General features: G+C 53.0%; 17 protein-coding genes. 7 read left to right on the top strand and 10 right to left on the bottom strand.

Annotation, left to right across the window (positions count from 1 at the left end; genetic code table 11):
• Positions 1-13 precede the first annotated feature (13 nt).
• Both ppk1 and AB1L42_RS03690 read left to right on the top strand, forming a co-directional pair.
• Positions 14-2,176 (top strand): polyphosphate kinase 1, encoded by a 2,163-nt coding sequence (gene ppk1, locus AB1L42_RS03695; RefSeq protein WP_367051327.1) that lies wholly within the window; start codon positions 14-16, stop codon positions 2,174-2,176.
• Between the two features lie 196 nt (positions 2,177-2,372).
• The gene (locus AB1L42_RS03690; RefSeq protein WP_367051324.1) at positions 2,373-3,632 is read left to right on the top strand and encodes a glutamate-5-semialdehyde dehydrogenase; all 1,260 of its coding nucleotides are present in this window, start codon (positions 2,373-2,375) and stop codon (positions 3,630-3,632) included.
• Positions 3,633-3,671: 39 nt separating this feature from the next.
• Here AB1L42_RS03690 and AB1L42_RS03685 read toward each other — a convergent pair whose 3' ends face one another.
• Complete coding sequence (locus AB1L42_RS03685) at positions 3,672-5,126, bottom strand: MFS transporter (protein ID WP_367051321.1); 1,455 nt, start codon at positions 5,124-5,126, stop codon at positions 3,672-3,674.
• Positions 5,127-5,226: 100 nt separating this feature from the next.
• Positions 5,227-6,879 carry a cation:proton antiporter gene (locus AB1L42_RS03680; RefSeq protein ID WP_367051318.1) on the bottom strand — a complete coding sequence of 551 codons (1,653 nt, stop codon included), beginning with the start codon at positions 6,877-6,879 and terminating at the stop codon, positions 5,227-5,229.
• 633 nt (positions 6,880-7,512) lie between these two features.
• On the opposite strand from AB1L42_RS03680, the gene AB1L42_RS03675 reads away from it, so the two are divergent.
• Positions 7,513-9,516 (top strand): hypothetical protein, encoded by a 2,004-nt coding sequence (locus AB1L42_RS03675; protein WP_367051315.1) that lies wholly within the window; start codon positions 7,513-7,515, stop codon positions 9,514-9,516.
• A gap of 56 nt (positions 9,517-9,572) precedes the next feature.
• Here AB1L42_RS03675 and AB1L42_RS03670 read toward each other — a convergent pair whose 3' ends face one another.
• The 5 genes from AB1L42_RS03670 to AB1L42_RS03650 all read right to left on the bottom strand — a co-directional run bounded on the left by AB1L42_RS03670 (position 9,573) and on the right by AB1L42_RS03650 (position 16,666).
• Positions 9,573-10,469 carry a bestrophin family ion channel gene (locus AB1L42_RS03670; protein WP_367051311.1) on the bottom strand — a complete coding sequence of 299 codons (897 nt, stop codon included), beginning with the start codon at positions 10,467-10,469 and terminating at the stop codon, positions 9,573-9,575.
• Positions 10,470-10,671: 202 nt separating this feature from the next.
• Positions 10,672-12,351 (bottom strand): dihydroxy-acid dehydratase, encoded by a 1,680-nt coding sequence (gene ilvD / locus AB1L42_RS03665; RefSeq protein WP_367051307.1) that lies wholly within the window; start codon positions 12,349-12,351, stop codon positions 10,672-10,674.
• A 157-nt stretch (positions 12,352-12,508) separates the two neighbouring features.
• Entirely contained in the window at positions 12,509-13,801 is a 1,293-nt protein-coding gene (gene egtB, locus AB1L42_RS03660; RefSeq protein ID WP_367051303.1) for an ergothioneine biosynthesis protein EgtB, read from the bottom strand.
• Positions 13,802-13,923: 122 nt separating this feature from the next.
• Complete coding sequence (gene egtD / locus AB1L42_RS03655; protein ID WP_367051298.1) at positions 13,924-14,907, bottom strand: L-histidine N(alpha)-methyltransferase; 984 nt, start codon at positions 14,905-14,907, stop codon at positions 13,924-13,926.
• 268 nt (positions 14,908-15,175) lie between these two features.
• A complete protein-coding gene (locus AB1L42_RS03650; RefSeq protein ID WP_367051294.1) occupies positions 15,176-16,666 on the bottom strand; it encodes an arylsulfatase in 1,491 nt (496 codons plus the stop codon).
• A 180-nt stretch (positions 16,667-16,846) separates the two neighbouring features.
• Here AB1L42_RS03650 and AB1L42_RS03645 point away from each other — a divergent pair, with 180 nt between their 5' ends.
• Together AB1L42_RS03645 and AB1L42_RS03640 are read left to right on the top strand one after the other, a co-directional pair.
• Positions 16,847-18,250 (top strand): hypothetical protein, encoded by a 1,404-nt coding sequence (locus tag AB1L42_RS03645; RefSeq protein ID WP_367051290.1) that lies wholly within the window; start codon positions 16,847-16,849, stop codon positions 18,248-18,250.
• Positions 18,247-19,080, top strand: coding sequence for a hypothetical protein (locus AB1L42_RS03640; protein ID WP_367051286.1), 834 nt, complete (start codon positions 18,247-18,249; stop codon positions 19,078-19,080). Before AB1L42_RS03645 ends, AB1L42_RS03640 begins: the two co-directional genes overlap by 4 nt.
• Before the next feature lie 32 nt (positions 19,081-19,112).
• On the opposite strand, the gene AB1L42_RS03635 is transcribed toward AB1L42_RS03640, so the two are convergent.
• Together AB1L42_RS03635 and AB1L42_RS03630 are read right to left on the bottom strand one after the other, a co-directional pair.
• Entirely contained in the window at positions 19,113-20,888 is a 1,776-nt protein-coding gene (locus AB1L42_RS03635; RefSeq protein ID WP_367051282.1) for an SLC13 family permease, read from the bottom strand.
• A gap of 142 nt (positions 20,889-21,030) precedes the next feature.
• Positions 21,031-22,038, bottom strand: coding sequence for a 3'(2'),5'-bisphosphate nucleotidase (locus tag AB1L42_RS03630; RefSeq protein WP_367051280.1), 1,008 nt, complete (start codon positions 22,036-22,038; stop codon positions 21,031-21,033).
• Positions 22,039-22,667: 629 nt separating this feature from the next.
• Here AB1L42_RS03630 and AB1L42_RS03625 point away from each other — a divergent pair.
• Positions 22,668-23,018 carry a hypothetical protein gene (locus tag AB1L42_RS03625; protein ID WP_367051278.1) on the top strand — a complete coding sequence of 117 codons (351 nt, stop codon included), beginning with the start codon at positions 22,668-22,670 and terminating at the stop codon, positions 23,016-23,018.
• Between the two features lie 240 nt (positions 23,019-23,258).
• Positions 23,259-24,281 carry a galactose-1-phosphate uridylyltransferase gene (gene galT, locus AB1L42_RS03620; protein ID WP_367051276.1) on the top strand — a complete coding sequence of 341 codons (1,023 nt, stop codon included), beginning with the start codon at positions 23,259-23,261 and terminating at the stop codon, positions 24,279-24,281.
• 205 nt (positions 24,282-24,486) lie between these two features.
• Here galT and AB1L42_RS03615 read toward each other — a convergent pair whose 3' ends face one another.
• Positions 24,487-25,824, bottom strand: coding sequence for a PhoH family protein (locus tag AB1L42_RS03615; protein WP_367051705.1), 1,338 nt, complete (start codon positions 25,822-25,824; stop codon positions 24,487-24,489).
• Positions 25,825-25,947: the final 123 nt, after the last annotated feature.

The following is a 25,947-nucleotide window of genomic DNA, read 5'->3' as shown; positions in this document are numbered from 1 at the left end:
AAGGGACAGGTTGATGAGCGAGACAAAATTTTTCGATCGTGAATTGAGTTGGCTGGAATTCAATCAACGGGTACTCAACGAAGCACTGAACGACGAAGTCCCCCTGTTCGAACGACTGAAGTTTCTCGCGATCACGAGTTCGAATCTTGATGAATTCTTCCGCGTTCGTGTCGGAGCGCTCACAACGCTGATTGAGTCAAAGTCGACGTCTGTGGCTCCGTCCGGACTCTCTCCACATCAGCAGCTAGCCGCGGTCCGCGAACGCGTCGACCAGATCATTCGCGATCAATACGATTGTTTTTTGAATGAGCTTGTTCCAGCTCTGCATGATGCAGGAGTGCAGGGCGTTAAGGATGAGTTGCTGAATTCCGAACAGGAAGATCATCTCCGTCAGATTTTCGATCGCGAAGTCCTGTCGGTTCTCACTCCCATGGCTGTCGGGCGAGGTAACCCGTTCCCACTGCTGGCCAATCAGATGATGGCGATGTGTGTCCGGCTCGCACCGATCGAGACGCCGGATGACAAGTTGGGTGAAGAACTCGGCATCGAGAGCGGCGGAAAGCAGGATCCTTCTGACGATTCGCAGGAACGTTACGCGGTGATTCCGTTTGGAAGAACGCTGTCAAGATTCTATTCACTGCCGGGTGAGGGCAACTCGAACCATGTTTACATGCTTTTGGAAGATGTCGTCTCGCGATTTATTGAAGACTTCTTCCCGGGGGAAACGATTGTCGAGTGTCAGCCGTTCCGTCTGACTCGCAACGCCGATGTTGAAGTGCAGGAACTGACGCCGCACGGACTCGCTGTGAATATGGCGGACGTGTTGCGAGCGCGCACGCGGGCAGATTGTATTCGTGTCGAGATCGATGCATCCGTGTCATCGGAGATGGTTGAGTTTCTCATTTCCGAAGTCGATATCGAACCGGATCAACTCGTGAAGCTTTCCGGTCCACTCGACTTGGGAGCATTCATGGAACTCGCCACTCGCAGCGGATTTGAACAGCATCAATACGAACCGTGGCCCCCGCTGAACTCTCCTGACATCCCTGCCGAAGAGACAATGTTTGACGTCATCTCCCAGCGGGACGTCATGCTCTTTCATCCGTATGAAAGCTTTGAACCGGTCGTGCGACTCATTGATGAAGCAGCTGCCGATCCCGATGTGATCGCGATTAAGCAGACCCTTTACCGAATCAGTCGCAACAGCCCGATCATTCGAGCACTTAAGCGAGCTGTCGACAACGGCAAACATGTCACGGTTCTACTTGAGTTGAAAGCCCGTTTCGACGAAGAGCGAAACCTCAATCAGGCCCGCGAACTGGAATCGATCGGTGCACAGGTGATTCACGGGGTGAAGGGGCTGAAGACTCACGCTAAGGTGTGCATCATCGTCCGTCGAGAGCCGGAAGGAATTCAGCGATACGTGCACTTCGGGACCGGAAACTACAACGAGTCGACCGCGAAGATTTACAGCGATGTCTCTTTGTTCACAACTGACGAAGACCTCGGTGTGGACGCGATCGCCTTCTTCAACGCGATCTCCGGATATTCTCAACCGCCGCATGTTTACCGCAAAATCGAAACAGCTCCATTGCTTCTGCGGAGTGCGATCAAAGAAATGATCGATGCCGAAGCGGAGCGGGCAGCGAACGGACAGAATGCCAGAATCAAGGTGAAGCTGAATGCGCTCACGGACACTGTTTTGATTGAGTCGCTTTACAAAGCTTCACAGGCCGGTGTGAAAATCTTTCTCAACATCCGTGGAATCTGCTGCTTGAAACCGGGAGTTCCGGGAATGAGTGAGAACATTCGCGTGACGAGTATTGTCGACAGATTTCTCGAGCACGCCCGCATTATTTACGTGCATCACGGGGGAGATCCGAAGGTCTACATCTCCAGCGCAGACTGGATGCCGCGAAATCTCGATCATCGAAAAGAACTACTCGTCCCGGTCGAAGACCCGAAATGCCGCCAGCGTCTCATCCACATCATGCGAGTCTTTGAACGAGACAACGTGAAAGCAGCGACGCTCCAGCCTGATGGTTCGTACACTTACGAAAAATCGGATGATGATCCGGAATGTCGCGCACAGGAATTTCTCTACCGGGAAGCACGCCACGCGACTCGCGGAATCGCGAAAAAGCAGCGAACCATGTTCGAGCCTCACAATCTCTAGTTTGAGATCACTTCGGCGGACTCCCGACAGTTTTCAAGCTTCAGTGTCACTTCTCTCTCAATTGGTGTTCACGACAAGAGAGCTCGTGCGAGGTCATTTGAACGGCAAAAGATCCAAATCTTTCGATGCATCTCACCAATACTGAGTCGGTTCGCCACAGTTTGAACTCGCGTTCGAGATCAGTAAGAATGGAAACATGAACGATAACCTTGAAGAATACGTCTCCCAAGTCGCACATCAGGCGAAGGCAGCCTCGCGTGCCCTCGTGACAACAACTGGCGGACGGAAGAACGACTGGCTTCGTCTCTCTGCGGAAAGAATTCGAAGTCAGGAATCTGCTCTCCTCGCAGAAAACGAGCGCGACATCGCCAAAGCTCCAGAATTTGGGCTGACAAGTGCCCAGATTGACCGGTTGCGCCTCACGCCCGAGCGGCTGGAAGGGATCGCACAGGCGCTCGAAGAGGTCGCTCAGCTTCCCGATCCAATCGGCGAAATTATCGACAGCAATCCGCGTCCGAACGGATTGCTGGTCACGAAAGTTCGCGTCCCGCTGGGAGTGGTTTTCTTCATCTATGAATCACGCCCAAACGTCACTGTCGACGCAGCCGCCCTCTGCGTGAAAAGTGGAAATGCGGTGATCTTGCGTGGGGGAAAAGAAGCCTTTCACAGCAACATGGCATTCTACCGGCTCCTCTCCGAAACACTGGGTGAATGCGGTCTTCCCCAACATGCTGTCCAACTTGTCGAAACGACCGATCGGGCTGCCGTGGGAGCGTTTCTCAAGTGTCATGAAAGTATCGACGTCGCCATTCCACGCGGTGGCAAATCGTTGATCGAGCGTGTCACGCAAGAAGCAACGATGCCGGTGATCAAGCACTTCGACGGAGTCTGTCACGTTTACGTCGACCGGTCCGCAGATCTGCAGGTTGCGCGGGATATCCTCATCAACAGCAAATGTCATCGAACCGGAGTCTGTAACGCGGCCGAGTCTTTTCTCGTTCACGAAGAAATCGCCGACGAGTTTCTCAAACTGGCTGGGCCAGCCTTGTTGGAAAAGGGCGTCGAAATTCGAAGCGATGATCGTGTCCGATCCATTATTCCCGAAGCACTCGTGGCGACCGAAGAAGACTACCGGACTGAATATCTTGATCTCAAAATCTCAGCAAAAGTCGTCAACAGCATCGATGAAGCCATCGAGCACATCAACGAATACGGATCACATCATACTGATGTGATTGTGACCACAAATTTCAATTCCGCACGCCGGTTCACCAGTGAAGTCGATTCCGCAGCTGTGCTGGTGAATGCCAGCACCCGGTTCAATGACGGAGGCGAATTCGGGCTTGGGGCAGAAATTGGAATCAGCACAGACAAGTTCCATGCACGCGGACCGTGCGGTCTGAAAGAACTGACAAGCTACAAATACGTCGCTTATGGAGATGGTCAAATTCGCTGAATTTGACTGGTACTGAGTGGTCAAAATGCTCCCCTTCGATCAGTTCGGAGGGGATGTCTTTGTCGGTTCGGGTCGAGCTTCCGTTTGCTTCGGTCGAACAGTTCGAGGTTTCACGAACATCGTGCGATAAAGACCTGCCGGATATCGAATCATTCGCAGCGGTGTTACTCCGATCAGCGATGTCACGACCTGAATCGTGTCGTGCGAAGTAGGTTCATGAATCCGCGAAACGATCGGAATCGCAGCAACTCGCAGAAGCAGGCTGACCGCAAAACAGACGTGGTATCCCGTGAAAAGATGCCCTCCGAGCGACACGGACCAGCCTTGATTGAGTGAAAGGATCGCTCCGACGATGGTCGCTGTGATCCCACCCACAATCCCTGCCATCGCAGTGCCAGACGCGATAAACATCGTCCGGTTCTCCGCTGGCGAATTCTTAAGCAGGAATCCATTCGTCGCGATTGCGAATCCAGCATTCAGGGCTGCATCGACCATAAAGACCGGCACCAGAATGTAGAAAGCGGTCGTTGGGTCTTGGGGGATGGCGAGCAGAGCGATCATGTTGATCGTCTTGCAGATCACACACAGAACGAGCAGTGGCTTGTTGCCAAAGTGATTGCTCAGTCGGCCAAGCCAGCTGGCTGTCAGTGCTCCGCCGATCCAGGACCAGGTCCAAAGTGCCAGCACCGCATGCAGACTCATCCCAACATGATCGAGGAGATAGAGGCTGATGAAAGCTGCCCCGATCATTGTCGCAAAGTGCCAGAAGCACATGAATCCGATGAAGGATCGGAAACCGCGATGGCGAAATGGGGCCAGCAGGACAGTTCGGAGACGTGGTTGAGGAAGTTTCGTTACCGGAGGTTCGTCGACTTTCAGGAAGATCAAAACGTCGATCAGTCCCAGAATTCCCGCTCCAGCAGCGAGGACGGGATACCCGATACGGACTCCGAGGTCTGCTTGAGAGAGGAGCAGAGCAGCCACACACAACGATCCCGCTGCCGACCACTGCAACCATCTTTGACGATGCCCCCAATAGGTATTCAGGTCGTAGTGGGGCAAATAGTCTCCCATCCACGACAGCCAGAGCGGAGCACAAAAGTGTTGCAGCGCCTGGTTACAAGTAATCGCAGCGAGGAAAATCCAGATCCACGTCGTGTCTCCGAGTTCCGGCCAAATGATTGGTCCGAAGACGATCGGAATCAGAAACGCACGTTGAAAGAGCGAACAAACCACCCACAACGATCGACGGTAGTTGAGGTGATTGGCGATGATGGCCGCCAGAAACTGAAATCCCAGAAGCGCGACCGGAATCGCATTCAAGATGCCAACGTGTAGACCGGTTCCACCAAGTTCTCGGACATAGTCGATCGCTGCCGCTGACAGGGTCAGCTGGGTATAGGCCATCCCCAGGCAGCCAGCGATGATGATGTTTCTCTTGGCAGTTTCGAGGGGCCACACAGTGAGAACGTCCCATTCGGGTAGGCGGGGCAATCCGGCAGTTCAATTCTGGAACTGAGAAGGAGTCTGTTCTATCTCGTCCAGTCACTCTTCTGGAAGAGCCATTTTCAGAAGTCTGAAAAATTGTCCACATTCACGCAGATGGATGTTCCGTCGGCGGAGTCAATTGCTGACTCGATGCTTTCTCCAGAGCGTCAAGCAACGCGAGGCTGGCGAGCACTTCTTCGCTGACGACTCGCTCAGCACCCACTTTCTTAAGCTTGGAAACTGTACCCTGATAGCGGCAGCGGACAAGCACAAAACAATCGCTATTGAGCTTTCTGACCATCTGGACGATTTGAGTCGACATCTCGTCCGATGGGACACACACCACAATCAACCCGGTTTCGCGAACGAGTGCGAGTTCCAGAATTTCCGCCTGAGTTGCGTCTCCCGCAACGGTTCGAAATCCAAGCTGGGCAAATGGATAGAGGTTGATGGCACTCAGGTCGACGAGGCAGACATCATGTCCCATTGTTTCCAGTCGAGAGGTCACTTGTTTCCCAATCGGACCGGCACCAACCACGATCGCCCGACGTTGTGTTCCCAGAACGACTTCCTCTTCACGTTCAGTGTCGACCGAAGTCGCTGTGTCCTTCGTCCGACGAAGTCCCAGCGATAACAACATCGGAGTGACAATCAATGAGCAAATCGCCAATGTCACCAGTCGTCGATAATCGCTCACGGTGACAACCCCCGCTTCACGACCGAGAAGCGTGAGGACGAATGCAAATTCCCCGATGTGAGCCAGGCCGATTCCCATCCCGGCGGACTTCTGCCAACTCAGACCGGTGAGTTTCAGTGCAATCGTGGCTGCTAAGGCTTTCAAAGCGATGAGCCCGACCAGCATGAGTGCGGTTACGACTGGTTCGTCGATCAGGAATCGAGGATCGAAAAAGAGCCCGAGACTCGTGAAGAAGATCGCGGAGAATGTTTCTCGAAACGGAAGGACGAGTGCATCAATCTGCTTCGACCATCGGTTTCCGTTGAAAACCAACCCGGCTGCAAAGGCGCCAATCGCCGGGGGAAGTCCGAGCAGGTATGCGACGAGAGCGAGTCCGCCGAGCGAAACGAGAGTGAAGAGCACAACCAGATCCGGACTCCGAAATCTGGCGAGTCCCGGAATCACGAATTCTCCCAGCAACCTTCTGAGTCCAACGATTCCAAGCACAAAGCAGAGAGATTTCAACGCAAGCTGCACGTAATCAAAGAGTCCCGGCGGTTCTCCTTCGCCGGTCAGTAACGGGACCATCAACAGCAACGGAATCAGAGCCATGTCTTGAAAGAGGAGAATTCCAATCGCTCTGCGTCCGTGCGGCTGACTCACTTCTCCCCGTTCTGACAAGGCTTTGAAGACCAGAACCGTCGAACTGAAAGCGACCGCAGGGCCGATAATCAGCGCGCTCGACCATCCCATTCCAATCGAGACGAGAAAGGCGATGACCGGAACGGCCACCAGGAGCATTTGCACTCCACCCCCGATCAGAAGGTTGGTGCCCAACTTAAGAAGTTCGTCGAGCGAGAACTCCAGACCGATCGCAAAGAGCAGCAGGAACACGCCCGCTTCCGCCAAGTATTCGAGCTGATGGTGTTCGTCGTGAATCCAGCGAAGTCCCCCTTCGCCGAGGCAGGCACCGACAAGGAGATATCCAACCAGGACCGACAGCTGGATTCGTCGACAAATGAGTCCGGCAATCAGTCCCGCTGTCAGGATCAGTAAAAGATCATCAATGATTACGCCGGACATTCCATTCCCGTTTCATGTTGTCGGACATCCGTCCCGGCTTTTCATTGCGAACGCTGAAGCTCTCGGCGAGTGGGATTGTCCTGAAATCGATGTTTCCTCGCCAGTGCGGAAAATCTCTGATCACGACTCAGAACGCAACCCATCACACTCACGAGAACGATCTGTTCCGCGTCATTCGCCAACGTGCCATTTGCATTTGCCGATGAGATCAAGGAGCGCGTCGAAGTTCTGCGTTTGCAGTTGTTTTTCAGGTACCGCAGTGAGAATTGGCGAGAGAACCTTCGTCGCGGCGAGCAACGTGTATTTTCGGCAACATCGAAATCATTGCAAATCTAAGAATTTTCGGAATCTCGTGAAATTGTTGACCTAAGCTTCGATCGGGCTACGCCCCTCAAATCCCCCCGATGAGTGAATTCGTTTTATCCGTTTCTGTTTGATCTGGAAATATGATTGGACCGGCGAGGTTTCATCGTCAGGTGCCGATTGGTCTAGGGGAGCCTCGTCGTGAAGGTCGAGTTGAATTCTTTGAGTGACTTACTGAAGGCAACGTGTTTCGAAGACGAATTCAAGACAGCGAAAAAAAGAAAGCACCATCGGAGTAACTCACAGCTGGAATCTTTAGAGTCTCGTGAAATGCTGTCGGGAACAGCAGCTGCTGCCACTACGAACAATGCACCAACGGACGTTCGCCTCACTTCTACCGACATTGAGGACTCAGCTCCGGACAATGCCATTGTCGGAATTCTGATCGCCGTCGATGCTGATGTCTCTGATACGCATACATTCACACTGGTCGACGATGCGGGCGGAAGATTCCACATCGACGGTCGGACACTACGCATCACCGATAGCTCGTTGATCGATGCTCAAAGCAACTCATCACACACGATTCAGATCCAGGTGACCGATGCTGCCGGGGCCCAACTCGGTGCTCCCAAAGAGTTCACGATTCAGGTCCTCGGTGGAGCCAATGCCGCACCGGTCGTTGCGAATCCTCCAGGTACACTGGAATTCACACAAGGAAATTTTCAGGCGACATACGACCTATCGGACCTCTTCTCCGATCCAAACGGAGATCCACTGACACTGACTGTCGAATCGAGTTCGAACCCATTCTTCTTTCTGGCATCGATCGAGGGTTCAATTCTGACTGTTCGAGTTGCAGATCCCAACCTGATGGCATCAGTCGATTTGACGATTCGTGCGACCGATCCATCCGGAGAATTTGCCGAACATCAACTGACAGTCGCTGTCACAGAACCGAGCTCCACTCCGCCGATCGTTGTCAATCCGATCGACGATTTGAATGTCGATCAAGGAGTTCAGACGGTTGTCGTCGACCTCTCCAACGTCTTTAGTGATGCGGAAGATGCCAATCTCGATTTGAGTGTTTTTCGAAATACAAACTCGTCGCTGATTCAGACATCCATTCAAGGGACCCAACTGACGATTTCGTTCGCCGATCCATCGCTTCTTGTGACAGGTGATTTGACGATTCGCGCAACAGACTCGTCGGGACTGTTTGTCGACGAGACGTTTGCAGTCACAACCATCGAAGTCTTTAACCAACCACCGGTTGTGGTTGGGACTCTTCAGGATGTAAATGTCGACGAGGACGCCGAAGACGTTGTCATCGATCTTTCCGGTCTGTTTTCAGATGCGGAAGACGCCATTCTCTCGATCACCATCGAAGGCAACACGAATTCAGGATTGGTTTCGACAAGTATCGTCGGCGAGGAATTGCGATTGCAGTTTGCAGAGAATGGATTCGGCGACGCACAGGTCACGATCCGGGCAACGGATTCACAAGGAGACTTTGTTGAACACGTTCTGAATGTCGTCGTGAACTCGGTCAACGATCCACCAGTGGTTCAATCGCCGCTCGACGACGTGAGTGTCGACGAAGATGCTTCCCAGACAGTCATCGACTTGGGAAGCCTGTTTCAGGATGTCGAAGACCAAAGCCTGACACTGACTGTGCAGTCGCTTTCAGAAACAGGAGTGATCGAGACCAGTCTGGACGGGAACCAACTGACACTCAGTTACCTGCCGAATCAATTCGGTGTGGTTGAAGTGACCATCCGGGCGACTGATTCCGATGGAGAATTTGTCGACCACACATTCCTGGTGACCGTTCATTCGGTGAATGATCTTCCGACTGTTGTTTCACCGATTAACGATGTCTCCGTCGAAGAAGGAACAGCCACTTCTACGATTGACCTTTCCGGAGTCTTTACCGACATCGAAACCTCTGGCCTCGCTTTGACAATTGTCGGGAATACCAACAGCGGGCTCGTTGGCACGTCACTTAATGGATCGCAGTTGACGTTGAATTACCTCGATGGCCAGGTCGGAACGACCGAAATTACTGTTCGTGCGACTGATGCAGACGGCGGTTACGTCGAAGAAACCTTCGAAGTGACAGTCAACGCCGATCCCGATCAGGGGTCTGGTGAGGATGATTGCGAGCAGCACAACTTTTGGAAGCGAGTTCGGAGAGTCATCGTGCATGTCGCCAATGTCGTTGAAGAGCACACCGGTCATTCACTGAATGTCCGTGGCTTGTACTCACACATCCAGCAGAGTTTTTGCCGCATCCAGAACCTTGCAAGAGGTTTCTCAGGATTCCGCTGGTAGAGTCGAAGTTTCCTCCGTCGCCGGCAGGTTAGGTCAATGGCCCGCAGTCACATTGACTAGCCTGCTGGCGCCCCAACGGGAGAGACATCCAGAATCTCCGCTGTCGTGCGATCGATCGTGTCGCAGAGTGATTCGAGATTGAGATCGTCAAGATCGGTGCCGAATGGTTCTTCGACATCGTCAGCGATGGTTTCCAATCCGATCATGACGTAGCCAACAATCATCGTGACTGGAATCGTTAGGAGACCGAAGTCTTCAACCAATCCCCAAGGCAAGGACAGCAGGTACAGAAGTAAGCACTTGATCGCGTAGGACCGATACGAACCCGCGATCAATGTGTTTCGAATTCGCTCACAGCCTCCGCAGACATTCAGAAAGTCGTGTGAGTCGGTATCGCAGATTCGAAGCTCATCCGACGAGAGCCGGTTTTGATGAAGCAAAGCAGTCATCTGAGCGTAAATCTGTTGAGTGATCCATGCAGGAACATGCTTGGGATCTTCGGATGCGTCCGTCCATCCGGGAATCTCACGCAATTTTGCTTTCGATCGGAGATGGTCTTTCAAAGCGTAAGCAAAGCCAGCGATCGACTTCTGAAGATGTTGTCGTTCCCCATGTTCGAGGGCAGCGAACTGGTTGACTTTGATGGCCAGATTGCGGCTGATATTGACCTGCTTGCCCCAGAGTGTGCGGGCTTCCCACCACCGGTCGTAAGCGCGGTTTGTTCGGAACACGAGAATGATCGACAAGATCGCTCCGAAGAGAGCGAAAATGTCAGACGGCAGATCGAGCAGAGTCGCGAATTGTGAATACTCTTTCAAAACCGCGAAGGAACTATACAGCCCCAGAATGAGAACGAAGATCCAGATTCGCCGCAGCGTATGAGCTGTTTCGATGAGGCGATGAATGTCTCGCTTCGCCGTGAATCGCCACTTCTGAAGGCTTTGTTCGCTCATGACTTTTCAGTGACTGGGCAATTTCCGTGATATCGGAAGCTCAACGAATCGTCGCTTCAAGCGCCGAAGTGTCTTATCAATTCACGCGGCAATCATGATCGATTGCTCGTGAACTCGTCTCTCTGTCGCCGAACAACAAACGCGACTCTACACGACGAGTTTCGGAAACGGTTCACGAGCCGACCAACTGACAGCTTCAACACTATTCGTCGGTCACGCAGCCTTCGCTAGCGCTCTTCACATTCTTGATGTACTTGTAGAGCGTTCCACGCTGGGCTTTGAAAGGAGGAGCCGACCATTTTGCTCGACGTTGCTCAAGTTCTTCCGCCGAGATATCGACGTTGATTTCATTCGATTCTGCGTCGATGGTGATTGAGTCCCCGTTTTGAAGCAGGGCAATCGGGCCACCGTCTTGTGCTTCCGGCGTCACATGTCCAATGATGAAACCGTGCGATCCGCCGGAGAATCGACCGTCTGTCATTAATGCGACTTTGTCTCCCAACCCGGCACCCATAATTGCAGAAGTTGGAGTCAACATCTCCGGCATACCGGGGCCGCCTTTAGGACCCTCATACCGAATCACGATCACCTCGCCCCCTTTGATCTCTCCGTCCTCGAGACCTTTGAGCATGTCTTCTTCGCTATCGTAGCAGAGAGCGGTTCCGGTGAAGATCAAACCTTCTTTCCCGGTGATCTTGGCCACTGACCCTTCAGGGCTGACGTTGCCGCGCAGGATTCGCAAGTGCCCCGATTTCTTGATCGGATGCTCGACGTCGTGGACGATCTCCTGACCTTCATCGAGAGCCGGAACTGATTCGAGATTCTCAGCGAGTGTTTTTCCGGTGACGGTGAGACAATCGCCGTCGATCAGTCCTTTGCCAAGCAGATACTTCAGCACAGCGGGCGTTCCACCCACGCGGTGCAGATCTTCCATGACATATTTTCCGGACGGTTTGAGATCGGCCAGATAAGGAATCCGATCAGAGACAGCCTGGAAGTCATCGATTGTCAATTCAACGTCTGCACTGCGAGCAATCGCAATCAAATGGAGGACCGCATTCGTCGATCCGCCGGTCGCCATGATGAGAACAATCGCGTTTTCCAGCGACTGACGAGTAATGATGTCGCGGGGTTTGATGTCTTTCTCGAGGAGGTTTCGAATCGCTTTCCCTGCGTCGAGACACTCCTGCAATTTCGCAGGGTCTTCGGCTGGAATCGATGAGGAATACGGAAGCGTCATTCCCATTGTCTCGATCGCTGATGCCATTGTGTTTGCGGTGTACATTCCGCCGCAGGCTCCGGCTCCCGGACATGACCGTTTCACGATTTCCTTACGCTCTTCGTCGGTAATGCGACCAGCCAGGTACTCACCGTACGACTGAAATGCGGAAACAATGTCGAGTTTCTCATTGTTCAAACCGCAGCCCGGCTTGATCGTTCCACCGTAAACCATGATCGACGGTCGATTCTGACGCGCCATGGCCATCACCACGCCGGGCATGTTCTTATCGCAACCGGGCAGAGCGATCAGAGCATCATACCACTGTGCTCCCATGACCGTTTCGATGGAGTCAGCAATCAAATCCCGGGACTGCAGGGAAAAACTCATTCCCTCGGTTCCCATTGAGATTCCGTCGCTGACGCCAATTGTGTTAAATCTCATACCCAGTAAATCGGCTGCATCGACGCCTTCTTTGACCTGAGCCGCCAAGTCGAGCAGGTGCATGTTGCACGAATTGCCTTCGTACCAGCAGGAAGCAATTCCGACTTGAGCTTTGTTCATGTCCTCCTCAGTCATGCCTGTTGCATAAAGCATGGCCTGAGAGGCGCCTTGGGAACGAGGTTGGGTGATTCGTGCTGAGTATTTGTTCAGTTCTGGCATTGGTCGATACTGCAAACGTCAACGGGTTTTGTTGGGAAATCGAAAGTGTGACGACTTGCAGTGCATGAGTCGAGCGAACAAAGAAAAGTTCGCATTTCAAATTCAGAATTGGACCGAACTTGCGGGCTTCGAGCGACACTTCAGGGGTTGCGGGGAGCTATCTCGCGAGTCGGATTCCCGTAAACTGCCAGCGTTTGTCCGGATGGAAGAAGTTGCGATACGAGGGGCGAATGTGCGTTCTGGATGTCGCACATGATCCGCCCTTTAAGACCCACTGGCTGCTCATGAACTTTCCGTTGTATTCCCCAATCGCACCGGGAGCTGGCTGATACCCCGGGTAAGCGACGTATGGACTTGCCGTCCATTCCCAGACGTCTCCGTAAAACTGATGAATCCCGCTCGCTGTCTGCCCGGACTTTTGCGCTTCAGGATGCCAGGCAATGGGGTGCAGGAAATCATCTTCTGCAAAGTTTCCAACGAAGGAATTCGATTGAGCAACTGACTCAATTTGCCCAACGGTCTCCCACTCCGCTTCAGTGGCGAGTCGACAGTTGGACCATCTCGCGAAGGCGTCTGCTTCGAAATAGCTGACATGAGTGACCGGAGCATGCGGATCGAGCGGCCGCATGCCCCCCAAAGTGAACTCTTGCCATTCTCCATCGATGCGTTCCCAGTACAGCGGTGCTTTCCAGTGACAGGCCTGTACCTGATCCCAACCTTCGGAAAGCCACAGCGACGGGTTCTGATATCCGTCGGACTCGACAAACTGCAGATACTCACCGTTGGTAGTTAATCGACTCGCGAGTTCAAAGTCGCGATTCAGCACTTCGTGCCGAGGCGATTCGTTGTCGAAATGAAATCCGTCGCCTTCCACTCCAATTTCGGTGATGCCGCCAGCGAAGGAAATCCAGATCAAGGGGGCAGTCTCGCTGGCTTTGAACTCGTTCAGATTCACCCGGTAGGCGGGCCGGAGCGGATTGCAACTGAGAACGTGCTTGATGTCGGTCAGCATCAATTCCTGATGTTGCTGTTCATGATTGATTCCGATTTCGATTAAGTCGCCGACCTCGTTTGACGGAGGTTGTTGCAGAAAGTCCTCGAGAGCCTGATCGACATAGGTTCGATACTCAAGAACTTCGCGGACTGTTGGTCGAGACAGAACACCGCGCTGCATCCGGGGATGGCGTTCCCCGACCGCGTTGTAATAAGAGTTGAAGAGAAATGAGAACTGGGGATGGAAGACGCGATACCCCGGCATCGACGGCTTCAGAATAAACTGCTCGAAGAACCAAGTGGTGTGTGCGAGATGCCATTTCGTGGGACTCACGTCAGGCATCGTTTGAATCACGAAATCTTCGGTTTCCAGTGGATCGACGATCTTCGCTGAAAACTGGCGGACTGCCATAAGCCGATCGAGGAGACTTGCAATCGTTTTGGTTGAGTCGTTCATCGATGTTCCTGACAGGCTGGCGTTGTCGTCGTACAACCGTATCGCAATAGAAATTGAAAGTAAGCACGTCCGTTCATCGATCACAGCGAAGTGATGAAGCGGCGAACGGCTTTTGGCTTGCCTTAACCGCTGCTCGGAGTTTCCGAAGCTGTTGATTCGCCTGGAGTCAACAGAAGGACTGCAAACCAGTCATTCGTGTCGGTCCAGGATTGGGCGACATCAAAGTCCGCTTCGGCAGCGAGCGTTCTAAAGCGATCGATCGTGTACTTGTGCGAATGCTCAGTGCAGATGAACTCGCCCGATTGGAATCGGAACTCCCGATCCGCAACGGTGACTGTCTGATCTGTCAGACTGACGAGATGCATTTCGATTCGATGTGCTGTCTCGTTGTAGACAGCTCGATGTTCGAATTGATTCAAATCGAAGTTCGCGTTCAACTCCCGATTGATTCGTCGCAGCAAGTTGAGGTTGAAGGCTGCCGTGACGCCTTCGCGATCGTTGTAAGCGTTCAACAAAACGGAGCGGTCTTTCTCGAGGTCGACTCCGATTAGCAGGTCGGATTGTTCGTCGACACGACGGATTCGCTGCAGCAATTCGACAGCTTTATCGTGAGTCAGGTTCCCAATCGTTGATCCGGGGAAGTAGGTCACCGATCCGGAATAGTCGACATTGAGTTCTGGAATAGAGATCTCTTGCATAAAGTCCCCGCAAACGGGATGGATATGCAGGTGCGGAAACTCTTCGCTCAGTTTGGTGACCGCTTCTTCGAGCGCAGATTCTGAAATGTCGAACGGGACGTAAGCAGCTAGATGTGACAACGACTGCAACAACAGACGAGTTTTGACACTTGCTCCGCTACCGAGTTCGAGAAGAACATGATCGGGACCGATCGTGCGACTCATCTCTTCGATGTGAGTCTCCATGATCGAGAGTTCCGTCCGGGTCGGATAGTACTCGTCGAGCTGGCAGATTTCTTCAAAGAGTTCAGAGCCCAACTTGTCGTATAAGTATTTCGAAGGAAGAGTTTTCTGATCTTGCCCCAAGCCGATAATGACGTCTTCGAGAAATTCGACATCGTGAGCGACTTGCAATTGTGAACCTGGCATCCATTTCCTCCGACGAGCGCGATAGTTGTTCCGACTTCCCCATCCTGCACGCTAACTCTTTCACGACAACCCTTGATCGACGGGAATCTCTCAAATTCATCAGTTCTTCTTACCAAGTGTGAACTGTCTCACACCCGACTCGAATTCTCTGCGGTTGTCGATCAATTTGCTCAAGCAACGGGCTGTGAGAAAGCAGAGAGACGTTCTCAAGCTGATTGCAGCGTCATGACTTGTTGGTTGACGGTGGCTCCAACTCAGGCGGGGGCATTCAGGGGGATTTGACTGTGTCGAGGTGCATAAGCAACTCTCTGACCAATTCTGGATTTTCTTCCCAGAGGTTTTTGGTTTCTCCGAGATCATTGGAAAGATTGTAGAGCTGACCCTCAGGAAGTCCCGGCTCGTGTTTCACTTTCTTCGGAGGACTGAAGCCTCCCGAACCAAGATGATTGATCAGCTTCCAGGGTCCTTTTCGCACGACAGTTCCGCTGTGGTGGAGGACAATTGTCTCTCGCGGGCTGGTCGCAGCTTCTCCGGTCATGGAGTCGAGGAAGCTCACGCTGTTCGGACCAGCTGTGGCAGGCAGTTCCACGTTCAACAAATCTCCGACAGTTGCGATGAGATCGACGAACCCGATTAAGTGGTCACACTCCGATCCCGGAGCAACTTTTCCCGGCCAGCGAACGATGAACGGCACCCGGTGTCCACCTTCCCAGGAATCGCCTTTCATCCCGCGCAGTGGTCCTGCGGAGAAATGCTGGAAGCGTTCTTCATCTTCGTCATACCAAACCGGTCCGTTGTCACTTGTGAAAATGACCATTGTCTCATCCGACTTTCCGCGACGTTCCAGCTCGTTGAGAATTCGGCCTACGACATTATCAACATGTGCCACGAATTCGCTGTAGAGTCCCGCCTCTCCGCTGCCGCGAAATTTCTCAGCTGGAACCCATGGAGTGTGTGGCGATGGGAGTGTGACGAACAGAAAGAATGGTTTGTCATTCCCACTGATTTTCTCCAGTGTGCTCTCTGCTTCGGATGCAAACCGGTCCAGAACCTGATCGTGCTGAAAGTCGGGAGCGATTGGTCCGCCCCTCCAGAAAGCTCCCTGAATCGGACTCCAGCCTTCAGTGTTGTTGTCACCCACAGTCTCCGTCGGAGCGGCAGTGGCCCGATCGTCTTCCATGTAGAAGTACGGTGGGATATCGAGAGAGGCATGCATCCCGAAGAACGAATCGAACCCTCTGTGTACTGGTCCGCCCAGGAGCGGCTTGGAATAGTCGTAGTCTGGACCATCTTCAAAACCAAGATGCCACTTCCCGACCATCGCTGTCTGATATCCGTTCTGCTGCAATAGCTGCGGAACCGTCAGTTGGTCTTCCGGGATGACTGCTTGTCGTCGCCAGTCAAGCTTCGCGAGAAACGGATACTTGCCAGTCAACAGCCCGAATCGTGACGGAACACACACCGAGCCCGCCGTGTGTGCGTCTGTGAATTTCATTCCCTGCGAAGCGAGTTCGTTGAGATACGGAGTCTCGCACTTCGATTCGCTGTTGTAACAGCCCGGATCGCCATAGCCCATGTCGTCTGCGAGAATGAAGACGATGTTCGGCGAAGTGGCCTCCGCTTTTTCAAGACCCCAGACGGAAGCGGAAAAAGTGCTTCCACCCAAGAGAGAAAACAGAATGGCGAATTGGATGATCTTCGAAGGCATCGATGCTCCGGTTCTGAGTGCGAGAAGTCGTTGCTGAAAACGGCTCTTCATTAGACCATTTTTCTCACAGCTTTGCACAATCGCAGAAGTTTGAGAATTTGAATCGTCTGAGAAGAGACCCTCTGCCGTATGGGCGGAAAGACTCGCTTTGCTTTATAAAAACCACTTTCCTTTATACTGTCCGTTCATGGTCCACTCTCTGTGACACTTCGAGCACGATTCCTTCAATCTATGAATACTGACGATCCTCAAACTCCTGTCGAACAGAAGGTCTTTCTATCGAATACAGCGCAGTTTCAGCGCTGGTTTCCGTGGCTCAGGATCTTTCGCAGCGCACGCTTCGCGGTCGATTATCAAATTCTATTGACTGCGTTGATCGCTGTGTTGCTTTGGTCAATCGGCCTGTCAGCCAGTCATCGCATCTTTTCAAAGACAGCTCCGGAACAGATATTCGAGGCTGTTTCTGAAGAGACTGATCAAGCTGAAGTCTCAATTTCTCTCGAGGAGGAGATCGATGCGGAAGTCGCGCAACTCGAGTCAGAAACTTCTCTCGTCGAGACGCGACGTTATTTGAACGGTCTCTTCGTCTCTGGAGACGAACTGCATCCGATCGAAGAGATGCGCGGCGACTCGAAATTCGTCAGTCCACTCTTTCCGGTGACCACAGTCACTGGGAGTTCACTGCGTTTCTTGAGGCATGCGTCGCTTCAAGGGTTTGTCGAGTTGATATTCGGTCTATCGATCTGCGCCTTCTTCGGAGGAGCGATCAGTCGCATGGCTGCCCGGGAATTCACAGCCAACCGTCGATGGGTTGCGAGGGACATGAAATTCGCAGGCGGTCAGTTTCCCATGGCGATCTGTGCTCCGTTGATCCCGGCACTCGGATTGATGTTCTTCTGGGGAATCGGGTGGTTCTCAGGCTTGCTGGGACGGATTCCGTACATTGGAGAATGGGGAGTTGCCCTCGCCTGGATTCCGTTGATTGTGGTCGGTCTGTTGATGGCTGTAATTCTGATCGGATTGCTTGTTGGGTGGCCTCTGATGTTCGTTTCTTCTTCTGTGGAACGGAACGATTCGTTCGATGCTTTCAGCCGCACGTTCAGCTACTTGTGGAATCGTCCGTGGTATGCCGTCTTTCTCATTGTGCTGACACTGACCATCGGTTGGGTTTCGCTGGCAGTGGTCTATTGGGCAACGGAATTCACCCTGCTCATGACTCTCCGTTCGGTCGGAGCGGGCCTAGGATTCGAGTCCACGTTGACAGGCTGGGAATCGCTGACGGAATTGTCTCAGTCTTCGCTGTCAGAGAACCCAAATGCACCCTCGCAGCATGTTCTTCGCTTCTGTTCCGGAATCGTCGCGATGATTCCGGTCGCATACGCATTCAGCTTTTTCTGGTCTTCCGCGACGGTCATTTATTTCCTGCTACGACGTTACGAAGACGGAACACCACTCGACGTCATTGATTTGAGCGACTCTCCACTCCATCGACATACTGATCTTCCGCTGGTCGGAGTTCCTGCCGCCGAAAAACGAGAGTCCGAGAATCAGGCTGCGGCTACATCGACTTCCGGTTCCGAAACAACAATCGACGAAACAACTCCCGCTGACTCCAAAGAAGAAAGCCAAGAATGAGAGACGCTCAGAACCGATCAGTCCGCGTGGTTGCTTTAATTCTCGCAGTTGTTGGTTTGCTGGTGATATCGGCAGCGGACTCTTTCGCAGAAGACAAATCGACTGCAAAGGACGTTTCGCCGGTCGACGCTGCGAAGATTCTGGGGAACGCAGATGGAGTTCGAATCGATGGGATGGTTCTGCTGTTCGAAATCAATGATCCCAAGTTGAAGCAGGAATTGAGAATTCCCCGATTGCACAGCCGCTTGAAGACGGTCTCTTGGCAGCAAGATTCCGACATGGAACTCAAATTCGTGCCAGAGCCGGAGGAATGGGTCATCAGTCTGGCAAGTCCTCCGGAGCAGGGGCCTCAAACTGTTCGCGTCGAACTACTCGATCCGCCGGTACTCGGGACCGAGAAGATCGTCACAGTTCTCAAAACAGATGCTGAAACAGTTCTGCCCGCTCACAACGCAGATGTCACCGGGACCAAACTTCGGTTTGAACCGCAGCCGCACAAGAACACAATTGGGTACTGGACGAACCCTCAAGATTGGGTCTCTTGGACGATTCAAGTTGATCAAGCTTGCTCAGCTCAGCTGGAAGTGTTTCAGGGGTGCGGAAAAGGGCAGGGGGGAAGCGACGTCAATTTTGTGCTCACACATGAGGATGATGTTCTTCAAACTATTGAATATGTCGTCGAAGAGACGGGGCACTTCCAGAACTTCAAACTTCGCTCGGTCGGAGAACTCAAGTTTCCGAAAGCTGGCAGGTATCAAATCGAGATTCGTCCTCAACGACTGGCAGCCAAAGCCGTCATGGATGTGCGACAACTGGTGCTCAAGCCGTAGAGCTTGATTGGACGACTGTTCTCGGGTGTTTTCTAGAAATTCCACCAGAAGGGGATGACAAGAACTGACACCAGCCAGAGCAGCAGGCTGAGTGGACCTCCGAATCTCAAATAGTCGGCATAGCGATAACCTCCGGGCCCCTGAACCATAAGGTTCGTTTGATAGCCGACGGGAGTCGCAAAGCTCGCTGCTGCCGCAATCATCACCGCGACCACAAACGGCATTGCGTTCGCATCGAGTGATCCAGCCGTTGAGATGGCAACTGGGAAGAGGAGCGTCGCTGCCGCTTTCGCGGTGATGAGATTCGTGAACACCATCGTGATTCCATAGATGATCGCCAGCGCGATGATTGGTTCTCCATTCGCGAAACCGGTGAGGTACTCAGCTACAAACGGCCCAGCTCCGCTGTGCTCTGCCTTCATCGCTTCGCCAATTCCGATCCCTGCAGCAATCGTAATTAGAACGCTCCAGTCGATGCTCGCTCGAGCTTCCGCCGGTTTGACGCATCCGGTGAGTATTAGAATCACCGCAGCCAACAGTGCTGACGGAAGGATTTCCCACTGAAACACCGTGTTGAGAAGCACCAGGCCGATCAATACAAGCTGTGCGATCCAGGCTTTTTCTCTTCGAAGCGGCGTCGAATTCGCGACTCGGCTGACCAGATAAAAATCACGCGAGTTGCGTTGAACATCGACAAAAGTGGTGTGAGCTTCGAGGAGAAGCGTGTCACCAGCGTGCAGCGTGATATCGCCAATCTTGCCGCGCAACCGTTGTCCGTTTCGTGAGACAGCAATGACGACCGCGTTGTATCGGGTCCGAAATCGAGCTTCGCGAATGGTCATGTTAACAACGGGACAACTGTCCGAAGCGACTGCTTCAATGAGGCAGCGTTCGGACCGCGGGCTGTCCAGCTTGAAGACCTGATTTGTGGCTGGAGTCAAACCCGGCAGCTTCTGCAAGTCCACGACAGATTCGACCACACCGACAAAAACAAGGCGGTCGCCAGCTACAATTCGCTCATTCGGACCGACCGCCGGCAGGATGTGTCCTTCGCGATCAATCTCCATCAGGAACATGCCAGGCAGGTGTCGAAGCCCCGCGTCTTCGATCGTCTTGCCGACGAGAGGGCTTGTCGATTCGACCAGCATCTCAATCGTATATTCACGCGGGTCATCGAACTGCATCGACGCCGGTTTTCGGTCGGGAAGGAGAATTTTGCTCGTGAGCAAAATGTAAGTCAGCCCGACCAGACAGCAGGGAAGCCCGATCAACCCCGGCTCGAACAGACTCAAGGGGCGAAGTCCCTCATCACGAACGAGTTCATTCACAACGACGGTTGTGCTTGTTCCGAGAACAGTGCAGAGTCCTCCCAGGATTGTCGCAAAGCTGAGAGGCATCATCAGCTGAGAGGCAGCCAGTCTGCATTTCTTGGCCCAGTCATCGAGGACCGGCAACATGATCGCCACGACGGGGGTGTTGTTCAAAAACGCGCTCATGGCCGCTGTTGGAAACATGAGCCGCATCAAAGCGTTGAGCCGCGACTTGGGAAGTCCCAGCATGCGTTGAATCAAGTGCCCAATCGCGCCTGTCTGCTCCAGTCCTTCAGCGACGATGAACAAGACAGCGACTGTGATGAGTCCTTCGTTCGCGAATCCCGACACCGCCGCCTTCGACGGGACGACGCCCGCGATAATTAAGACCGTCAGTCCGGCCAGCAGAATCAGGTCGGGACCCGCTCGCGAGACCATCATGGCTATGATGGCGGCGATGACGACCCCGAGAGTCAGGACGATTGCAAACGGTTCCATGGAGGTAACAAAGTCCACAGCAGGTGAATGTGAACGGGGAACAAGTCAGGGACGACTCGCCGATTCTTTCAAGATGTCAGGCAAGCATGCGAGTCGTGATCGATACGTTACTCATCCGATTGGGAAGGAAGATTTGAACGAATCAAGCTTCTGCTGTCGGAGCTTCCGCACTGGATTGAACAGCGGCGAGAATGTCATCATGCAAGAGCCCATTCGTTGCAACAACTCCTCGGTTTGACTTGAGAGTCGTTCCCTGAGAAAAGTCGAGCGGCTTGCCGTCAATGTCCGTGACGGTTCCCCCAGCTTCCTCCACAACCAGCACTCCACCCGCGTGGTCCCAGATTTTCTCTGCGTAGTCTTTTCGAACTGGAAGTCGGAGATAAACATCCGCTTCTCCGCGAGCGAGAACGCCATACTTGGCTTGGCTGTCGAGGCGAACTGCGTCGGAAGTCGACCCGAGAGCTGTGAGAATTCGCGAAGACCAGTCGTGAGAGCTGTGTCCCGATTCCACTGATTCACACATCCGTGCGGCAGAAGCTGATCGAGTTCCGGAGACTCGGACAGTATGCGGCGTGACTTCTGGGAGATCGAGGGGACACAATCGAGCGCCCATGCCTCGGACTGCTGTAAAGATGACTCCACGAGCATTGTCCCAAGCATCCGTGGCACGCAGGTTAGGGCACGCCAGTGCAGCGACTTGGATCTCGCCGTCGACAATAAGCGCCAATGAAATGGCGTACTGTTCTTTTCGCAGGAAACCTTTGGTGCCGTCAATTGGGTCGAGCGTCCAGAAGCGAGAGGTTGCGCCAGTATGATTTCCGAAGTCGATCCAATCGAGAACCTGTTCAGCGGTGGGGGAGTCTTCAACCGCTTTTACTTCTTCAACAATTTGATCGAGGAACGGAGCACATTCGCCCGTCCGCAGATCGCGTGCATCTTCTTCTGCAACGATGAGGTCTTCAGGAAAACTGGCTCGCAGCGTCGAGCAAATGATCGCCTGGCTTGCGTAGTCCGCGATCGTCACCGGGGAACGATCAGCTTTGTCCATCTTTTCGCCATCGATTCTTCCCTGAACGGATCGACAGATCTGTGATGCCTTGCGAACGGCTTCGATTGCTGTTTGTAATTCGGCTTCATAAATCTGCGACATCTGCACCTCCTTCGTGCGTAGGGCTCTCTCGTATCGACTTTCCGAAGTCGTCTTCTCTTCATCGTTGGCCCTCAGGATCTCAGCGAACCATTCCGGTACGCCATCCCGAGGTAAGCCGGATTCTAAAGATCCATCGCCTGACCGACAATGAGGGGCTTTGTTCTCTCGTCAAAGCGATCTTCTGAGTCAGATCAAACGCTGAGACTCACAATCTCGAAACCGAATCAGTCACAAGTTTTCGAAGTGTGTGAGAAACTGCGGAAGAGAGTCCGAGTGAATCGAGAATCCCGAGAGCACCAGCTTCTGCTCTTTTTTACGAAACTGGCGCTCTGTTTGCTGAGACTGAATGTGTGTTCGAGTCAAGGTTACCGCTGAGATGACGTTGATGCTCAAGAAGCGTCCTGATTGTGCTGTTTGATCCGATCAGGCAATTGACGACGCTTCGGGCAGCTTCGCATCTCAGTGAAGACTGTTGACACGGACAGATAGCGCAAGTCTAATCTTTAGCTTTGGACGGTGCCGTGTTGAAGGACTGCACCTACTTTTGACAATCGATTTGGCGGCATTCCATGCCATCTGCCGAAGATTACACCGTCGAACTGCAACTCATGAAGCTTGGAGGAATTTGAATGAAGAAGGCGTTGACATTTGTGGCTCTTTTCGGAGTGATTGGATTGTTTGCGGCTGCTCCGAAGCAAGCTGAAGCTCGACCTCAGTACTTGAAGGCCTTCCTGGTCAAGTACGATATCGCTGAAGCAAAAGAGCTGAAATGCGGTGTTTGTCACGGTGAAGGTGGCAAAAACAAGAAAGTTGTGAGCGACTACGGCAAGGCGCTCGGAAAAGCTCTTGGCGAAAAGAACGTCAAAGACGCTGACAAAATTGCAGAAGCTCTTGGAGAAGCTGCAAAAGCCAAAAACGGCGACGACGGCTCTTACGGCGATCTGCTCGACAAAGGCAAATTGCCACCAGCTGCTGAATAAGACTCATGACGTCATCTTGACGTCATGTGCTCTCATATCGATCTCGGGACGCTCTCATCAATTGAGGGCGTCCCGTTTTTTTTGCCGATTGCTCACTGTTCGAGTGCGGTGATATTTGCCTTCTCAGTCACACACTGAGTGTCCTTTCGATGTTTGCTCCCGTTCCACGGTTTCTGTGGTGGTCATTGAACGATAAGCTGCGTTGAGCTCGCTGCGAATGATCTTCAAAGGATTCACGTGATGGCCGAACCCAAAAAAATTCAGGAACTTCGCAAAGACCCGATCGTGGGGCGGTGGGTCATTATCGCCCCCGAACGACTGGCTCGACCACAAGGAGTTGCTGAAGAAAGCGAACTGCCAACGGATGGGTTTGATCCCTTTCTCGAGGGAAATGAAGATGCGACGACACCCGAAATTCTGGCATATCGCAATTCCGGCGGTCCGAATGAACCGGGCTGGCGAGTCCGCGTCATCCCCAACAAATTCCCAGCTGTGACGATCGATGGCGACCTCGATAAACGGGGCGTCGGCATCTACGACATGATGAACGCGATCGGTGCTCACGAAGTGATTGTCGAGTGTCCGCACCGTGAAATGAATATGTCGCGACTCAGTGTCGAGAACATTCGAGAAGTGCTCTGGGTCTACCACGATCGGCTCGTCGATCTGAAACGCGATATGCGGCTCGTTCACGGTTTGATCTTCAAGAACAAGGGAGCCCGGGCCGGTGCGTCGCTTGATCACTCGCACTCACAACTGATCGTCAGCCCGATTGTACCGGTGACCATTCAGGAAGAGTTGAATGGTTCGAAGTCCTTCTATGACTATCGCGGCCGCTGCATCTTTGCAGATATGATTCAACAGGAGCTGGCGACCGAGACCCGCATCGTGCTTGAAAGCGAGCACTTTGTTGTCTTCTGCCCGTTTGCGAGCCGTTTCCCGTTTGAGACCTGGATTCTTCCGAGGCAGCAGTCCAGCCACTACGAAAGCATCACCAAGCCGATGGTCGAAGATCTCGGGAACGTGATGAAGACAGTTCTGACGAAAATGGAGTTGGGGCTCGACGATCCGCCGTATAACTACGTCATCCACTCCGCTCCGTTTTCGAGCCAGGATCTCCCTCACTACCGCTGGCACATCGAACTTTTCCCGAGGTTGAGTCGGGTCGCTGGGTTTGAGTGGGGCAGCGGGTTCTACATCAACACCGTCGCGCCGGAGAACGCCGCAAAATTTCTGCGTGAAACCGAAATCGACGAGGTTTAGAGCAAGTTGCTCTGTCCAATGCACTCGCTTGTGAGGTCTCTTTCATTCGAAAGCTGAGTTTGCTCGTGCGAGTCAGTGCAAACCAAATTTGAAAGAGCTCCCGGACTGCTCTGCTACTCGCAATGCTTGCTTGAGCTCGCGTCATTCGTTCAATGAGTGACGCGAGTTGCTCATGCAGGCGAGATCACCTTCCTAAAGCTGTCGCTTACAGCAGGTCACTGGCAAGTTCGGCCAATTCAGAGCGTTCGCTCTTTTGCAGGCTGATGTGAGCGTAGATTGGCTGATCAATCATGCGGTTGATGAGATAGGTCAACCCGTTCGAACGAGAGTCGAGATAGGGATGATCGATCTGCCGGATGTCTCCGGTCAGAATGATCTTCGTCCCTTCTCCTGATCGGGTAATAATCGTTTTGATTTCGTGCGGCGTGAGGTTCTGAGCTTCGTCGACGATGAAGAAGACTCGCTGCAAGCTTCGTCCGCGAATGTAAGCGAGGGGAGTGATTTCAAGCTTTTGCCGATCGAGCAGTTCCTGAATCTTGTCGCCGCTTTCGCCTCCTCCGTTTTCTTGTCGAATGACTGACAAATTGTCGAAGAGCGGCTGCATGTACGGGTCGAGTTTCGCAGAGATATCTCCGGGCAAGAATCCGAGATCGCGATTGCTCAACGGAACCGTCGGGCGACTGAGAAGGATTTGTCGATACTCTTTGCGGCACTCAAGTCCCGCAGCGAGTGCAAGAATTGTCTTCCCCGAGCCAGCTTTGCCGGTGATCGTGACAAGTTTGATCGAATCATCGAGCAGGGCAGACATGGCGAAGGCCTGCTCCGCGTTCCGGGCAGTAATTCCGAAGGCAGACGGTTTCGGGATGCGGGTCAGAAATGGACTCATTCCCGGTCGACGTACGAGTGCGGATTTTGAGCCATTCTTGAGGACAAAGTTTTCGTTCGAAATCGGATTTGAGAGTTCAGGAATGTCGGCCAGATCGACCTCTCCAGGCGTCTCGTAAAACCTGTCGATCAATGCACCGGGAAGATCGCAAACAGTGCGGGTGCCTGAGTAAAGCGAGTCGACGCTGGCGACTTTGTCTGTGTGGTAGTCCTGAGCAGGCAGTTCGAAAGCTTTGGCTTTCAGGCGAAGGTTGGAATCCTTCGAGATCAGAATCACCTGACGATCAGGTTCCGCAGCTTGCAGCGACAAAGCGGAGTTGAGAATGCGATGGTCAGCTGAATCACTGATGAGAAGTTCTTTGAGCCGAGGCTTCATCGGCTCACCGAGCAGAACCCGGATGTTTCCGAGAGTGGGGCCAATCGACGCCCCTTCAGGGCACATGACGTCGCCGGTGAGTTCGTCCAGCGATCGAAGAAACTCGCGAGCATGGAAGTGGATGTCTCCACTCCCTTTTTTGAACTGATCCAGTTCCTCGAGAACCGTGATCGGCAGGGCGATGTCGTTCTCTTCAAACTGAGTCAGGCACGAGGAATCGTGAAGGATGACATTCGTGTCAAGGACAAAGAGTTTTGGAACCGCATCCCTGCGTTCTGCCATCATCGAGCCTCCACCTTCGTCAAGGGGATGAAATCTCTTAATGAGAATCCATCAAGTATGAACGCCTCCAATTTGTCTTTATTTTCGGCGTGCTCGTCAAGGTACTTTTGAACGGATCACTTT

Origin of the sequence: Thalassoglobus sp. JC818 (assembly GCF_040717535.1) — a bacterium.
Lineage (GTDB): Bacteria > Planctomycetota > Planctomycetia > Planctomycetales > Planctomycetaceae > Thalassoglobus.
Note: the sequence above shows the minus strand (reverse complement) of the source record. Positions and strands in the feature narration are given on the sequence as shown.

What these genes read in the sequence shown, in the direction of transcription:
- ppk1 (WP_367051327.1), top strand. Translation starts at nt 14, where the DNA reads ATGAGCGAGACAAAATTTTTCGATCGTGAATTGAGTTGGCTGGAATTC.
- AB1L42_RS03690 (WP_367051324.1), top strand. Translation starts at nt 2,373, where the DNA reads ATGAACGATAACCTTGAAGAATACGTCTCCCAAGTCGCACATCAGGCG.
- AB1L42_RS03680 (WP_367051318.1), bottom strand. Translation starts at nt 6,879, where the DNA reads ATGTCCGGCGTAATCATTGATGATCTTTTACTGATCCTGACAGCGGGA.
- AB1L42_RS03675 (WP_367051315.1), top strand. Translation starts at nt 7,513, where the DNA reads ATGCTGTCGGGAACAGCAGCTGCTGCCACTACGAACAATGCACCAACG.
- AB1L42_RS03670 (WP_367051311.1), bottom strand. Translation starts at nt 10,469, where the DNA reads ATGAGCGAACAAAGCCTTCAGAAGTGGCGATTCACGGCGAAGCGAGAC.
- ilvD (WP_367051307.1), bottom strand. Translation starts at nt 12,351, where the DNA reads ATGCCAGAACTGAACAAATACTCAGCACGAATCACCCAACCTCGTTCC.
- egtB (WP_367051303.1), bottom strand. Translation starts at nt 13,801, where the DNA reads ATGAACGACTCAACCAAAACGATTGCAAGTCTCCTCGATCGGCTTATG.
- egtD (WP_367051298.1), bottom strand. Translation starts at nt 14,907, where the DNA reads ATGCCAGGTTCACAATTGCAAGTCGCTCACGATGTCGAATTTCTCGAA.
- AB1L42_RS03650 (WP_367051294.1), bottom strand. Translation starts at nt 16,666, where the DNA reads ATGAAGAGCCGTTTTCAGCAACGACTTCTCGCACTCAGAACCGGAGCA.
- AB1L42_RS03645 (WP_367051290.1), top strand. Translation starts at nt 16,847, where the DNA reads ATGAATACTGACGATCCTCAAACTCCTGTCGAACAGAAGGTCTTTCTA.
- AB1L42_RS03640 (WP_367051286.1), top strand. Translation starts at nt 18,247, where the DNA reads ATGAGAGACGCTCAGAACCGATCAGTCCGCGTGGTTGCTTTAATTCTC.
- AB1L42_RS03635 (WP_367051282.1), bottom strand. Translation starts at nt 20,888, where the DNA reads ATGGAACCGTTTGCAATCGTCCTGACTCTCGGGGTCGTCATCGCCGCC.
- AB1L42_RS03630 (WP_367051280.1), bottom strand. Translation starts at nt 22,038, where the DNA reads ATGTCGCAGATTTATGAAGCCGAATTACAAACAGCAATCGAAGCCGTT.
- AB1L42_RS03625 (WP_367051278.1), top strand. Translation starts at nt 22,668, where the DNA reads ATGAAGAAGGCGTTGACATTTGTGGCTCTTTTCGGAGTGATTGGATTG.
- galT (WP_367051276.1), top strand. Translation starts at nt 23,259, where the DNA reads ATGGCCGAACCCAAAAAAATTCAGGAACTTCGCAAAGACCCGATCGTG.
- AB1L42_RS03615 (WP_367051705.1), bottom strand. Translation starts at nt 25,824, where the DNA reads ATGGCAGAACGCAGGGATGCGGTTCCAAAACTCTTTGTCCTTGACACG.